Below are 15,362 nucleotides of genomic sequence, written 5' to 3'. Positions count from 1 at the left end.
TCTATTAAATAGATACGGGGTGTAAAAATGGCAATCAAGAAAAAGCTGCTGGGCTTTAGCTTGAATAATCCGCAATCCAGTACCAGTGAAGAGATGCGGAACAAACCTCATATTTCCATGAAGGATATCGCAATCATAGGCGTCTCTACCAGAATAGCCTCCGCTCAAAATACTGAGCAGTATTGGGGGATATTGGAAAGTGGAGAGGACTGCATAAGAGAAATACCTGCAAGAAGACGTAAGGATTTGGATGCATTCGTAGCTGCTGTGGAGCAAGAGCAGGAGGTGAATTATGCAAAATATGCCTATCTGGATGAGATAGACTCCTTTGACCACGAGCTGTTCAATATTTCTCCCAAAGAGGCCAGTCTTATGGACCCTAACCAGAGGATATTCCTCGAGACTTCCTGGGAAGCTCTTGAAGATGCTGGTTATGGAGGCCACAAACTGCGCGGTCAGCGTGTAGGGGTGTTCCTCGGCTTCAGCAGCTTCTCCTCGAATGAATATTTTAATCATGTATCCAGACTGGAGCCGGAATCCTTTGCTGCTTCGATGACCGGCAACCTGGCACCCGTCATAGCCGGGAGAGTATCCTATTTGTTTGACTTCAAGGGACCAAGCCTGATGATAGATACTACGTGTTCTTCATCACTCGCGGCCGTTCACTATGCTTGCCGGTCCATTAGAACCGGAGATTGTGAAACGGCGCTTGCCGGTGGTATTAAAATAAATCTTTTACCCTTTAAGTACAGTAACAGAATGGGAATCGAATCTTCGGTGGACCACACCCGGACCTTTGACGAAGCATCGGATGGAACCGGCTTTGGAGAGGGATCAGCGGTTATTTTGCTCAAACCGTTGCATAAGGCCATAGAGGATCACGATCAGATTTATGCAGTTATTAAAGGGAGCGCCATTAACCAGGATGGCCATTCAATTGGTATTACTGCACCTAACCCGGATGCCCAAGCAGATGTGATTGTAAGAGCCTGGCAGGATGCCGAGGTACAGCCTGAAACGATCTCTTATATTGAAGCCCATGGCACAGGAACCAAGTTGGGAGACCCGGTTGAAATTGAAGGGATCAATAAAGCGTTCAGCCAATTTACTTCAAAAAAACAATTTTGTGCGATCGGCGCGGTAAAAAGCAATATCGGCCACTTGGACAATGCCGCCGGAATTGCCGGTCTGATCAAGGCAGTCCTGGCATTAAAACATAAAAAAATTCCGCCCAGTATCAACTTCAGCTTTCCGAACCGGAAAATTGATTTTGAAAATTCCCCTGTCTATATCAATGATAAGCTAATGCCTTGGGAGAGCAGTGCCGGAGAGTTAAGGAGATGTGGAATAAGTTCTTTCGGATTAAGCGGAACTAATTGTCATGTGATATTGGAAGAGGCTCCATGTCCTGAAAGTAGTGAGAATCAAGCGTCTCCTGTGGATTATGTTTTCACTTTATCAGCCAATTCAGTAGCTGCTCTGGAGCGCCTGGTCAGAAAATATCAGCATACTGGCTTTGCAAAGCATAACCTGATTGATATATGCTATACAGCCACTACAGGCAGAGAACACTTTGCATGCCGTATTGCCTTTGTGGCAAGGGATGTCAGGGAGCTGCAGCAAAAGCTGAAGGCAATTGATTTTAATTCACGAAACAAAGACGGCATATTCTATAGTCCTCACAAAACGGATAGCTTGAATCCGCTTCCAGATAACCAATGCTTCTATAATGATTTGAATAGACGGCAGCTGGAGGAGATATGCGAGCGTTATGCCGGAGGGGAGCAGATTAATTGGAACCGTTTCTATTCCGGTGCAGGAGCTGGCCGGATAAGTCTTCCTACTTATCCGTTTGAAAGGAAAAGGTGCTGGGCCCGCTTACCAGCCCCCGCGCTTAAGCAGAATGTTTCCCATAGTGATCATCTGTATTATTCCCATGCATGGAAACGGCAAGAACGGGCCAGTCTTCAGACGGAGCAGGAAGAGCAGAACGGGACAATTCTTGTGGTTACAGATGGAGCCGGAATTGGAGATTATGTATTAAACAGGCTGAGGGAGGAGGGCAGGCCGTTTATAGAGTGGAGAGGCGGAGGCCACCAGAGTTATGATCAGCCTGAAAACTCCCTCCGGCTATCTGAAGTATCTCAGATTTACCATTTCGCTTCATGTATGAGAACGCAGGCTTGTTCTGATTTTGGACCGGTTAGAGACAATCTGAAGCAAGGGATATCCAGCTTTCTTGGATTAATCCATGCATTGCAAGACTCAAGACCAGCCCAAAGTATAGAGGTCACTGTTATATCGGCTTATGCTAACGAGGTTACAGGAGATGAAAAGCTGCTAATTCCTGAAAATGCGGCCTTGTTCGGATTAGCGAAAGTCGTGAACCAGGAAAGTAAAGCAATACAATGCAGATGTATTGACATAGACGATGAAACAGATGCCGAACTAATCTACAAGGAAATAGAATCCGGTTACCAGCTTCATTCTGCGGCTTTCCGTAACAACCAGAGATATACGGAAGAGATTTCTCCTCAAAGCCTGTCAACGGTTCCCGTGCAACAATGGATGCTTAAAGAGGACGGAGCCTATATCATTATTGGCGGCACAGGCGGTATTGGACTGGAAATAGCACATTTCTTCTCCAGACAACAGATCCAAGTTAACCTGGTATTGGTTAACCGGTCCCCGTTTCCCGAAGCCGATAAATGGGCGGCGTTGCTAGAGACGTCTACAGACGAAGCATTGTGCCACAAAATCAGAACCTTACTTGCAATTAAAGAAAACGGAAGCCAAGTAGTCTGCATGAGAGCGGATGTATGCCAGGAATCTGAAATGAAGCAACTGCTGGCGCAAGTAAGAAGCAGGTTTGGCAGAATTAACGGCGTGGTGCACAGCGCAGCCGCCGGAGGGGATGGTCAGAACATTTCCAGAGAGAGCAGGCTGGATTTGGAGAAAGTGATTGCTCCAAAAATCTATGGCACATGGATTCTTGATAAGCTGACACAAGATGATGACATGGATTTTTTCATACTTTTTTCATCGGTAGCTTCAATTCTTGGCGGAAAGGGCTTAGGCTATTATAGCGCTGCGAACGCCTACCAGGATACGTTTGGTGCTTGGAGAAACCGAAGAGGGCGCAAGACTACCGTTATAAATTGGACGGCGTGGAAAGAAACAGGAATGGTATCGAAAAATAATCTAACCGAGAGCAGTATTCTGTTAAGAATCAGTAATGCAGAAGCGTTGGAGGCATTCTTACAGGTGCTGAATCGGGACATTAAAAGGATTGTCATATGCAAATTAAGTTACACTCAGGAGCTTCTGCTCAGTGAAAAATATTTACCGGTTACGTTATCCGCTGAGATCAGAGCCCGAGTCATTCATACATTGTCTGCCTCAACAAGCCGAGAACCCCAAACCGATCTTTTGCCCGCTGCCGCTCGTCCTGCAGGAAGAGAGAATGGTGAAACATATACTCCATTGGAGAACAAATTGGCAGTGATTTGGTCCGGGTTGTTAGGGATTGACGAAGTGAACATTGACAAGGACTTCTATGATTTAGGCGGGAATTCCTTAGTGGCTGTAAAATGTGAGCTCGAAATGGAGAAAGAGCATCTGTCTTTAAGCTACGAGGATGTAGAGAAGTATAGAACGATTCGAAAACTGGCCTTGCGCGCGGAGAAGAGAACCGGAGAGTGTCTTGTAAAAGAAACGGTGAAGCCCGGTTCGACTGAGAATAAAATAACAGACATTCTATTGGATATCCACCCTTTCAATGACGTCTATTATAAAAGCTGTTTTTATAATTCCCTGTTTCCTGTTATTCAATATTATAAAGGAAGTATCATTCCCTTCCTGCTCAATGACATGATTGTATACCAGATTCAGCGCAGGGAAGACGGAGTATGGCCAGAAGCCCGATATCTTCCAAGGCAGTCTGACAGTCTTCTGTTGCAGCATGCTGGGATTGAATTTCATGCAAAATCTAAAAGTGAGGAGATCATCCCGGATACAATGAAGGCAATCCAAAAGGGGAATCCGGTTATCCTTTGGATTGATTGTTATTATGCTTCTATAAGAAAGGATTTGTACGAGACAACACATCTGCCCCATACTTGGCTAATTTACGGATATAACGAAGAAGAACGAGTATTTCATATCATCGAACATCCTCTAAGGGACAATTTGGCCTATGACAAAAAAAAGGTTTCCTTTGAGGAGGTAACCCGAGCCTATAACGGTTATATTGCAAATTTCATGAATTTCTTTGATGAGTATTCTTACTATGAATATTATTTAAGCGAAACTGGAGAAAGGGGGGGCCTTTCAGAACCGGATTATCAAATCAATGAATTAAAGAGGTGTTACCTTACTGGCAGAGAAGCCATCGCCAAGGGAATCATGGAGCTGGAGGAGTATCTTTGTGATGAAAATTCCAGAAAATTGATGGCAAATGATCAGGTTCTTGAAGGTCTTAATACCTTAGTTAATGTGAAGCAAGTGGAGCTGTACCGGCTAAAACTTTTATTTGGCTCCAGCCATGATGAAGTAAAGATTGTAGAGGATATACTGAACCTCTGGAAGGCGATAAGAGCGAAAGTTGCAAAGAATCTTTTCTCAGGCAGTTCCATTAGCTTATGTACAGGTTTTTTTACAGAGAATATTGCAAATATCATTGAGCTTGAAAGGGTCTGTCTGGATAAATTAACTTCTGTATAACGTGGGGGAATTACATGATGAAGATCGGTGTAGTTGGTTTAGGAGTTATGGGCACTGGCGTAGCGCAAACTTTGGCACAAGCAGGTCTGCCGGTAGTAGCAATTGATATTGATGAAGAGCGGCTGAAGAGCTGCAGCAAAGAGATCGAGAACAACCTGCGTTTTCGTGGTTTGTTCGGCAGCGGGCAGCAGTTTGAGAATGCAGATACTGTTATGGGGCGCATTGCATTCAGTACCGACAGAAGGATGCTGGCTGACACGCAATTTGTGATAGAGAATGCTACAGAGGATTGGGAGATTAAAAAGGAGCTTTATGGCAGCTTGGATAAAATCTGCCCAGACGAGTGCATATTTATGGTTAATACCTCTTGTATTTCTATTACCCAAATCGCAGGTTTGACCCAGCGGGCCGATCGGGTAATCGGAACCCATTTTATGAATCCGGTTCCAGCAAAGAAGACGGTCGAAGTCATACGCGGCTTCCACACATCGGAGAATTGTGTGCTTTCGGTAGAGAGGCTGATGGACAGAATGGGCAAGGACATAATTGTAGTGAAAGATTATCCGGGGTTTGTATCTAACCGTATTTCCCATCTGTTTATGAATGAAGCTGCTTTTGTAGTTCAGGATCAAGTAGCCGAACCTTCAGAGATAGACGATATTTTCAAGAAATGTTATGGACATGCCATGGGACCGCTGGAAACTGCAGATTTGATTGGTCTCGACACCGTGGTCCATTCTCTTAAGATACTATACGAAAGCTACCAGGATTCAAAATTCCGTTGTTGCCCATTATTGCAAAAGATGGTGCACGCAGGATTGCTAGGCCGCAAGAGCGGCCGCGGGTTCTACAATTACGTATAGTACCGCTAATCTAATAAGAAAAAGGGAGATATTTAAATGGAAGAAAACAAAGTGAAGATCAGATTGTTTTTGTCCCGGTTTTTTCGTAAATATGAGCTTGGGGATGATGAGGATATTTTTGCTCTAGGCTTTGTCAATTCGTTATTCGCCATGCAGCTTGTGATGTTTCTGGAGAAGGAATTCTCTATCCGGATAGACAATGCGGATATGGATTTGGATAATTTCCGCACAATCAATGGAATGCTCAAGCTGATTGAGATGAAAACATTATAAAACTCTTGGGAGGCAATTACGATGAAGCTTGAATTAACAGTGGAGCAGCAGAAATGGCAAGAGGAGTTCCAAAGATTTGTTGATAAGGAGGTGCTTCCATACGCTGAAATCAACGACAAGGAGGAACGGATTCACCCTAATGCGCTTAAGAGTCTTAAAGAGAAAGGGTATCTGGGTTCCATGTTGCCGAACCATTACGGAGGTATGGGGCTGGATAATATCACAATCGGATTACTAAATGAAGAGATTGGACGGGCCTGTTCGTCCGTTAGGAGCCTGCTGACCGTTCAGGGAATGATAGCTTTAGCGATCCTGCGCTGGGGGACAGATGCACAAAGAGCGGAGTGGTTGTCTAAGTTCGCGTCTGGTGAAGCGATAGGAGCCGTTGGTCTAACGGAACCAAATGCCGGCAGCGACGCCAAGAGCATCGAAACGACAGCTATCCGGGAAGGCGATGACTATGTAATAAACGGGCATAAACGCTGGATCACAATGGGACAAATTGCTGATGTCTTTTTGATCTTCGCCAAATGTGAAGGCAAGCCGACCGCCTTTATTGTCGAGCGGTTTCGGGAAGGCTTTAACACAAAACCCATGTCCGGCCTGCTGGGAGCCCGGGCTTCAATGATTGCTGAATTATCCTTTGAGAACTGCCGAATACCTTCCCGAAATCTGTTGGGGCAAATCGGTGCCGGACTTTCACATGTTGCTCTTTCAAGTCTGGATTATGGACGATATACAATAGCTTGGGGTTGTGTCGGACTAGCGCAGGCATGTCTGGAGGCATCTATTGATTATGCGAGCAAAAGAGTTCAATTCGGCCGGCCTATCCGTGAGAATCAGCTTATTCAGAAGATGATTACAGAGATTGCCGTGCAACTTAAGGCTTCAAGGCTGCTGTGCTGCAAAGCCGGATATCTGAAGGATACCGGAGACCCGGACAGCATTATGGAGACATGGTCGGCTAAATACTACGCTTCGACCATGGTTACGATGGCTGCTGATTATGCGGTACAGATTCATGGAGGCAATGGCTGCCACGAGGGCTACCCTGTAGAACGGTATTTTCGCGACGCAAAAATTAACGAGATTATCGAAGGAACCACACAAATGCATGAATTACTTATTGCTACTCAGGAGATTGTCGATGTTAGACGGCTCTTGCGGCGGAAGTCGAGAGAAGGTGCGTGAGTCTGATGGGAGCCCAAAAGATCAAGTGTCTAGTCTGGGATTTGGACAATACATTGTGGCACGGCATTCTGTCAGAAGACCGGGAGGTTTTGCTCCGTGAGGGAGTAGCCGAAATAGTTGAAACTTTGGATGAACGGGGAATATTACAATCCATTGCCAGCCGGAATAACCATGATATGGCGATGGCTAAGCTAAAGCAATTCGGCCTGGATGAATTTTTTCTCTTTCCTCAAATCGGCTGGGACAGTAAGTCTGTTGCTGTGGAGAATATCCGGTCCTTAATTAATATCAGTAGGGAATCCATGGCTTTTATTGATGATCAGCCGTTTGAGCGCGAGGAAGTGAATTTTCAGCATCCGGAAGTGTTATGCATAGACGCGATAGAGCTGGACTCCTTGCTTGGGATGGCCGAGTTTAATCCGATGTATATGACTGAGGATTCCAAAAATCGCAGGCAGCTCTACAGGAATGATATTATACGGAACCGTATTGAGGAGAAATTTACTGGCTCCAATGAAGAATTTCTGTCTTCACTCGGGTTGAAGCTCACGGTAGCGGCGGTTCGGGAGGATGATTTAAAGCGTGCGGAAGAGCTGACGGTGAGGACCCATCAACTAAATGCCACTGGTTACACCTATTCCTATGAAGAATTGGACCAATTCCGGCTATCCCCCCAGCATCTGCTGTTGATGTCGGACCTGGAAGATAAATATGGGGCATACGGAAAAATTGGGCTTACACTCCTCGAAATGGACGGGAAGGTATGGACGCTTAAACTTCTGCTAATGTCTTGCCGGGTTATGTCAAGAGGAATTGGAAGTGTGCTATTGAATTATGTCGCAGCTCTGGCTAAGGATGCAGGCGTAACCCTGCGTGCTGAGTTTGTCCCTACAGAGTACAACCGGATGATGAAGTTTACCTATCTTTTTGCCGGCTTTAAGGAGCTGGAGCGGTATGGAAATCTGATTATTCTTGAACATGATAAGGCACAGTTTCAGAATCCTCCAGCCTACATGGAGCTGATTGTCGAAAGTCCGTTCTAATCCCATCCAGGAAGATCAATAATACGGCGATTTTTTGGAACAATGACTCATATTTACATTTTATCCCCTGTGAAGTGATTTTTTTCATAAGTGAAGATGGTGATGAATGGTAGTATATAGAATATATTATCATTAATAATATAATTTACTTTATTTTTACTATATGCACCTATTCTCTTTTGTTAAGAGGATTCTACAAAACTTCTATGGGGGATAACCAATTGAAATGGTATGCGGTTTATGTCCAGACAGGGAGAGAGGAACAGGTTAGAACACAATTATACAAGCAGTTGGACTATTTGCATTGTTGTATACCCAAACGGAAAATTCATGAGAAGAAGGAGGGGGTCTTTAGAGAAGTAACAAGAATCATGTTCCCTGGTTATGTATTCGTTTACATTAACATGGATGCCGACAAGTACACCGGTATTAATTCAATATATGGCGTTTTTAAAATTTTGGATTATTGCAATGAAAAAGATAAGAAAATACATTGCAGAGAAGAGGGCAGTGAGGGAGATTATTTTAAATGTGTCCCCATAGAAGAAATTGAGCCCATCTTGGAGCTAATTAATGGGGAAGATATCATTGAACTGTCCAAGGCTGTTTTTGTCGATAACAAGTTATACATATTATCCGGACCTTTGAAAGGAAAGGAAAATAGAATCACCAAGCTGGACAAACGGCATAGAAGAGCCAAGATTAATTTTGAGTTTATGGGCGCCAGTAAAATAATTGATTTAGGTATAGAATTTGAATCTAGCCCTACAAGAACAGGCGGTTAGTAGGAGGACTAACATGGACAATACGAGAGGAAGAATCAAGACAATTATTAATGAAGTGCTTGAAAATCCTAAAGAAGCCAATATAGTTAACGTCCTAAGCGCAAATGGCCTTAATTCAATTACGTTTATCAAAGCGATTGTTTCTATTGAGGAAGAATTCAATTTTGAATTTCCTGACGAATTTCTTTCATTGGAAAAGATTCCAACGGTGGATGCTTTAGTACAATTCATAGAGTCCTATAGTGACTGTAATACTGCTAGTGGCCATTAAGGATAAAGGTCATTATAGAGTGCCGTTTCTCACACAAAAAAACATATAATAATTAATCTTTGTTTCGGCAAGTTAATTATTATGTTTTTGAATTTTTCTTAACATGTGTATAGTAATATACGCAGGTATGGCGAAGCTATGTGCACTTATATTTTAATTTATAAAAGAATAATTGTTTTTGATAATGCGGCTCTTCCCGAGGCGTATTTTTTTATTTGAAAAGAAGAAAGGAGACCAGAGAAATGCATTCCAGAGATAATCATGCTGCATTACTCGATTTAACCGACGCCCAAAAGCAGATCTGGTATACGGAAGAAATGTACCCGGGAACTTCCATTTATAATCTTGGGGGCACGGTCATTTTCAAAGGAATGATTCATCCTGGTTATCTTCAGAAAAGCATTCTGCATTTTTTACAAAGCCATGAGGGTGTGCGTTATCAATTTTGTAAGGAGGGGAATCTGCCCAAACAATATGAGGCAAGCAATGTTCTGTCCCCTCCCTCATTTGTGAATTTTAGTGAGGAAAAAAATCCTGAGCTGGCTTTCAAGGAGTGGACCGAAAAACAGGCTGCAAAACCGTTTAGCTTGCTAGACAGCCCTTTGTTTGAGTTTTATGTCCTGCAGCTTAATGAACAGCAATGGGGATATTTCGTAAAACTGCATCATTTGATAGCTGACGGATGGTCCATGGAGATTATGACAGCATCTATTTGCAGCGAATATAATCGTTTATCTAACGGAATGCCGGCATCTGAGGTTAGCACCTTGACCGCCAGCTACGCTGAATATTTGCGGGAAGAGCAGAAATATCTCGCCTCTGGACGCTATCTGAAAGACATGGAATATTGGCAGGGGGTAATGGAAAATTTACCTGAGCCAATGATCAGGCAACCGGCATCAGGTGCTTTTAACGGGAAGCGTCACATCACTGTACTCAAAGGAGATTTGGTAACACAATTACGGCAATTCATGAACACCCATGAGTTTACGCTTAATGATGTAATTCAAGCCGCCTGTGTTCTCTTAATAACCAAATATTATCAATGCTCTGAATTGCTCGTAAATATGCCAGTAATGAATAGAGTAGGCAGACGCCACAAGCAAAGTTTTTCTATGTGCACTAAAATAATGCCGTTTAGAATCAAAGTCTGCAATCAGCAGGCTGTTTTTGAATTTATACAGCATTGCCGGAGTATTTACCAGAAAGGGCTGATCCACCGGAAATTTCCTCAAGATGAACTGGTAAAGCTGTCAAACAAAGAAAGGGACGGGCTCCCGATCTTTCAATGTGCGATTAACTGTTACAGTACCTCACTTGTAAACCAGATAGCAGGTATCAATATTAAAAACCATGAATTTCACAGCGGGGAGCAACTTCTTCCCTTACAGTTCATTGCGAAAGAATGGAACGACAGGGATACAATTACTCTTGAAATTGATTACTGGACCAGTATTTTCAATGAATCAATTATTGAGAACATGGCGTTAAGTCTCCGGGCACTTCTTAGGGAAATGATCACGAATGCCGGAAGGAGTATTGGAGAAATAGGGGTTCTTGACGAGTCTCAGAGACAAAAAATTTTGTATGCGTATAATGATACCGCAGTCCACAGCCCGCCGGACACCGTTATCTCTTTATTTGAGAGACAGGCAGAACGGACTCCCAGCAGAATTGCGGTAATCGATCAAGAAGAACGGCTTAGTTACGCGGACCTGAATTTAAGTGCAGACAAGCTGCTGGAGCATCTGCTCCATAGTACCCAAAGCGCACATCCGATAGTGGCGCTGTTACTCCCCCGAAGCGCAGAGTGTGTTGCTGCTATGCTTGCTGTTTTAAAAGCTAAGGGAACATATATACCCATTGAACCGGATACTCCTTCCGAAAGGATTAGATTTATTCTGGAGGATGCAGGAGCGCAATATTGCATTGTCTCGGACCCTGCGGTCCTTCCCCCGGGTGATTTCCGATATGAAACGACAGTAGGCAGTCTTGAACTCTGGAGATGCGGCAGTGGGACCGGAATTGCACACATCAATAATTCACCTCCCCTGGCTTATATTCTCTATACTTCAGGCACGAGCGGGCAGCCAAAAGGGGTAGCGGTATCCGAGAGTGCGCTGGCACACTATGTCAGGTTTGCACAGGAGACCTATGTACAAGAAGGTGAACCGGTCTTCCCTTTATATTCGTCATTGGCCTTTGATCTGACAATTACCTCCATCTTTACCCCACTGATATGCGGAGGCACCATAAAGGTTTTTCGTGGCGGTGATTCCGGGGCAGCCCTCCTGGAAGCCTGGCGGGATGGAGGTTTCTCAATTATTAAGCTGACTCCTTCTCATCTATCGGTGATTGAAGACTTGCCTCTGAATGATAGGATTGAGCGATCACTGAAGATAATGGTTGTGGGGGGAGAAGACCTAAGAGCAGGTCTGGCCTGCAGGATAGTAAATAAATTCAAACACCCGCTCTCAATTTATAATGAATATGGGCCAACAGAAGCGACGGTAGGCTGTATGATTCACAAGTTTAATCCAGAACTAGACGTCGGTCTCTCTGTTCCCATCGGAAGGCCAATTTCCAATATGCAGGTGTATGTGCTGGATTCAGCTCAGAATTTACTGCCCTTTGGAGCAGAAGGGGAAATTTGTGTTGCTGGTGCAGGACTGGCCGAAGGATATATGAACCGCCAAGAGTTAACTGCAGAGAAATTCATTGCCCATCCATTTCATGAGGGAAGCAGATTGTACAGAACTGGTGATATGGGACGGCTTCTGCCCGAAATGATTATGGAATACGGCGGCCGAATAGATGAGCAGGTGAAAATCAGGGGATACCGTATTGAATTGGGCGAAATTGAAGGTTTGCTGAACAACTTGGACGGTATAGAAGCATCCGTAGCGACTGTTGTTCAACAAGGTGAAACCCAACACATTTACGCATACGTGGTTAAAGATGATGCTGTTACGGATGAATTTTTGTTCTCAGCGATGGCAGCCCATTTGCCGCAGTATATGATTCCCAGCGGGTTTGTTACTGTGGAGGCTCTTCCGATAAATGCAAACGGTAAAATCGACAAAAGTAAGCTTCCCCCGCCATCTTTCAAAATCAGGGGAATGGAAAAGCCGGCCGATTACGGCGGGGCGCAGGAAGACATTTTAGAAGAAATCCGGCGCTTATTTCATAACAGTGAAATCGGAATTTCAGATCATTTCTTCAAATTAGGGGGGGACTCTATCAAGGCGCTGCAGTTATCTTCCAGACTATATGAGAAAGAGATTTATCTGAAGGTGACGGATATTCTGACTTTCCCACATCTGTATGATATGGCGGGCAAGGCTGTGGCTCTACAGGCTGCTCCGCTAGAGCCGCCGCTGAAGGGATACATTCATCAAACCCCTTCCGTAGCATGGTTTTTTCGTCAGCCGCTCCTTGATAAGAATTATTATTTCCACACACTGGCGATTGAGTTAAAGAACAGGCCCGCAGCAGCGCTTAACCGGGTGTTCCGGCGTTTAATCATTCACCATGATGAATTGCGCATGAATTATGATCCGGTGCATAAGCAATTATTCTACAACGAGCTTCATCTGCAACGGGACAAATGGATTGACATGGTGGATATGAGTTTTGAGCCTGGGAGCCGCCAGATTGAGAAAATAACAGAATATGTTGACGAATGTATGTCAAGAGTGAGCATCACCGAAGATTTGCTGTTTCAAGCCATCGCTTTTCAATTGAGTCCTGATACAACAAGAATCGTAATATTTGCTCACCATCTCGTCATCGACGGTGTATCATGGCGGATATTGCTGGATGATCTCCAGAGCTTACTAAGCCATGAGTCCAAACGGCTGGTTGACGCGAGAAGCATGCCGCCCCGGACGGATTCTTATAGCAGATGGTCAGAGCTCCTTCAAAATTACCAGTGTACCCAAGAGGAAAATGATTACTGGATGGACATTGTGGACCAGTTGAATGCTTCTCACCCTTGGCTGCCGAATCATAAGCAACCGGTTTCTCAGGATGCCTACAGAAGTCTAACTCTGATAATGGATGAGGAGACTACCGAACGCTTAATTCATGCAGTACCGGCGGCCTTGAGCATAGAGCCCCAGGCTATTTTTATGGCAGTACTGGGTGAGGAAATGGGCCAGCGTACAAATTACGCTGATCTGTGGTTGATGCTCGAGAACCATGGCAGGCATGAAATTACCGGAGATATGAACGTTGCACGCACTGTTGGCTGGTTCACCGGATTGTATCCGTTGATGCTGCGAACCTGTATGGAAGGTGAGACGGCAATCATTGATACGCAAAAGAGACTTGATGCTGTTCCCCGCCATGGTACAGGATATGGAACAGGAAAGTTCTCACCGCAACGTAACCCGGCAATATTGTTCAATTATCTGGGAGAGATTTCTGCAAACTATAACGATTTTTTAATCATCGAAGGTTCTTTCGGGAAAAAAACCGGCAGGAATAATACCCCTTCAGTTAACTTAGAGATCAATATTATGGTGATGGAACGAAAACTGCAAATCGAATTGATCACATTTGGCATTCCTGATGCGGAACAACTGGCGACTAATTATAAGGAGCGTCTACTGGCATTGGCCTCACAATATTCTTCTGTTGAAGTGGCGCCAGGGAACGGGCGGTTTGAAACAGCAGGGTTACCCGGCGAGGATTTGGATTACTTGTTTAAATAGGACGCAGAATGGAAAGGTGAAGGGTGTGGAAGTTCAATTGCTGTGTTTACCCTATGCTGGAGGATCTTGTTATGCCTACAACAGATGGGCCAAGTATTTGGATAAAAAGGTGAAACAGCTGCCCATGGAAATTGCCGGCAGAGGGCGGAGAATTAGAGAGCCGTATTATTCTACTGTAGAAGAAGCTGTGAAGGATATCGAGGCGCTGATCCACCCGGTTATCCGAAATCAGCCGTATATTCTGTTCGGGCACAGTATGGGCAGCATACTTGCCTACGAGCTATGCCGTCTTCTGCACCGAATGCGGGCTCCCTTGCCGGTTAAGCTTATTGTTTCCGGCAGCGACGCGCCAATGATTCGCGAGCCGGACAAGAAATATCATCTAATGGAGCAGCAGCAGTTGATTGAGGAAATGCTGGAATTGGGTGGATTGTCAAAGGAAATAGCCTCAAGCACTGAATTGATGGATCTGTTCCTGCCAATCCTGCGTGCCGATTTTGCTATGCTGGAGCGTTACGTTTGTTCAGAACCCTTTGAACCGTTACCTATAGATTTAACAGTAATGTATGGTCAGGAGGATGAAATGATTAAAAAGGATGTCCGGAAGTGGGGAGAACTGGTAACCGGAAAGTTCGAAAGCCATGTTTTTCCAGGTGGACATTTTTATTTGTTCGATCATGAGTGTTCCTTTATGCCAGTGCTGAATCACATATGTGAAATAGGAGGAAGTCATGCAAAAATACGGGAAATGGATGGCCAATCTATATGATAACGTTGACCAATGGGGCGGATTCTCACTCAAATATACGCCTGCGCTCTATTCATTTTTTGAACAGAAGGGTCTGAAGGGAGCTGTGTTGGATTTATGTGCAGGAACCGGTACATCCGCACTGGCCTTTTTGAAAAAAGGGCATCAAGTGGTTCTGGTAGATCGGTCTCCTGATATGTTGAATGTTGCCAGACAAAAACTATACTATTACATTCTGAAAAAAAGAGCAGTTTTGATAGAGGCAGATGCCGCCGCATTTTCGGTTCCGGAAGACATCTCTTTTGAGTTTGCTTACTCTCTGTACGATGCAATGAATCACTTGGAGAGCCTTGAGTCTCTGAAAAGCTGCTTTGGCAATGTATACCTTTCGTTGAAAGAGGGAGGTTTTTTTGTTTTTGATATGAACACTTCCCAAGGGTTGCTGAAGTCCAATAAATTGAATGTCTACGACAACGGCGGTGTTTTTATTCTGGAAAAAGGTATCTATCACCCGGGCATGGATTCAGCTTATATCACAATTGACGGATTTCAGAGGCAGGCTGACGGAAACTATGTTCGCTTTGAAGAATTGATATATAACAAGGTATACGCAATGAATGAGATAAAAAAGGTACTCGAAAATACAGGTTTCACCCGTATATATTGTGCAACTGCAAGTGATCTGAACGTTCCGGTCGCTGACCCTGAACAGGAAGATCGAGTATATTTTGTATGCCAAAAATGAGAGTCG

10 protein-coding genes are annotated in these 15,362 nt (G+C 44.3%); all 10 read left to right on the top strand.

Going from position 1 to position 15,362, the window contains the following annotated elements:
- The first annotated feature begins 27 nt into the window (after nt 1–27).
- Nucleotides 28–4,722, top strand: coding sequence for an SDR family NAD(P)-dependent oxidoreductase (locus tag NSU18_RS12220; RefSeq protein ID WP_341149133.1), 4,695 nt, complete (start codon nt 28–30; stop codon nt 4,720–4,722).
- Between the two features lie 14 nt (nt 4,723–4,736).
- Nucleotides 4,737–5,585: a 3-hydroxyacyl-CoA dehydrogenase family protein gene (locus NSU18_RS12215; RefSeq protein ID WP_341149132.1), complete on the top strand. Its 849-nt coding sequence runs from the start codon at nt 4,737–4,739 to the stop codon at nt 5,583–5,585.
- A 36-nt stretch (nt 5,586–5,621) separates the two neighbouring features.
- A complete protein-coding gene (locus NSU18_RS12210; RefSeq protein WP_341149131.1) occupies nt 5,622–5,858 on the top strand; it encodes an acyl carrier protein in 237 nt (78 codons plus the stop codon).
- A gap of 21 nt (nt 5,859–5,879) precedes the next feature.
- Complete coding sequence (locus tag NSU18_RS12205; protein WP_341149130.1) at nt 5,880–7,049, top strand: acyl-CoA dehydrogenase family protein; 1,170 nt, start codon at nt 5,880–5,882, stop codon at nt 7,047–7,049.
- Nucleotides 7,050–7,054: 5 nt separating this feature from the next.
- Nucleotides 7,055–8,092 carry an HAD-IIIC family phosphatase gene (locus NSU18_RS12200; RefSeq protein WP_341151033.1) on the top strand — a complete coding sequence of 346 codons (1,038 nt, stop codon included), beginning with the start codon at nt 7,055–7,057 and terminating at the stop codon, nt 8,090–8,092.
- 221 nt (nt 8,093–8,313) lie between these two features.
- On the top strand, nt 8,314–8,877 hold the full coding sequence (loaP, locus tag NSU18_RS12195) for an antiterminator LoaP (protein ID WP_341149129.1): 564 nt from the start codon (nt 8,314–8,316) through the stop codon (nt 8,875–8,877).
- Between the two features lie 13 nt (nt 8,878–8,890).
- A complete protein-coding gene (locus NSU18_RS12190) occupies nt 8,891–9,148 on the top strand; it encodes an acyl carrier protein (protein WP_340755897.1) in 258 nt (85 codons plus the stop codon).
- A 242-nt stretch (nt 9,149–9,390) separates the two neighbouring features.
- Entirely contained in the window at nt 9,391–13,863 is a 4,473-nt protein-coding gene (locus tag NSU18_RS12185; RefSeq protein ID WP_341149128.1) for an amino acid adenylation domain-containing protein, read from the top strand.
- 25 nt (nt 13,864–13,888) lie between these two features.
- Nucleotides 13,889–14,632: a thioesterase II family protein gene (locus NSU18_RS12180; protein WP_341149127.1), complete on the top strand. Its 744-nt coding sequence runs from the start codon at nt 13,889–13,891 to the stop codon at nt 14,630–14,632.
- Complete coding sequence (locus NSU18_RS12175) at nt 14,595–15,356, top strand: class I SAM-dependent DNA methyltransferase (RefSeq protein WP_341149126.1); 762 nt, start codon at nt 14,595–14,597, stop codon at nt 15,354–15,356. Before NSU18_RS12180 ends, NSU18_RS12175 begins: the two co-directional genes overlap by 38 nt.
- Nucleotides 15,357–15,362: the final 6 nt, after the last annotated feature.

Source organism: Paenibacillus sp. FSL H8-0048, from assembly GCF_038002825.1.
GTDB lineage: Bacteria > Bacillota > Bacilli > Paenibacillales > Paenibacillaceae > Paenibacillus_AQ.
This window is presented reverse-complemented; position numbering and strand designations above follow the sequence as displayed.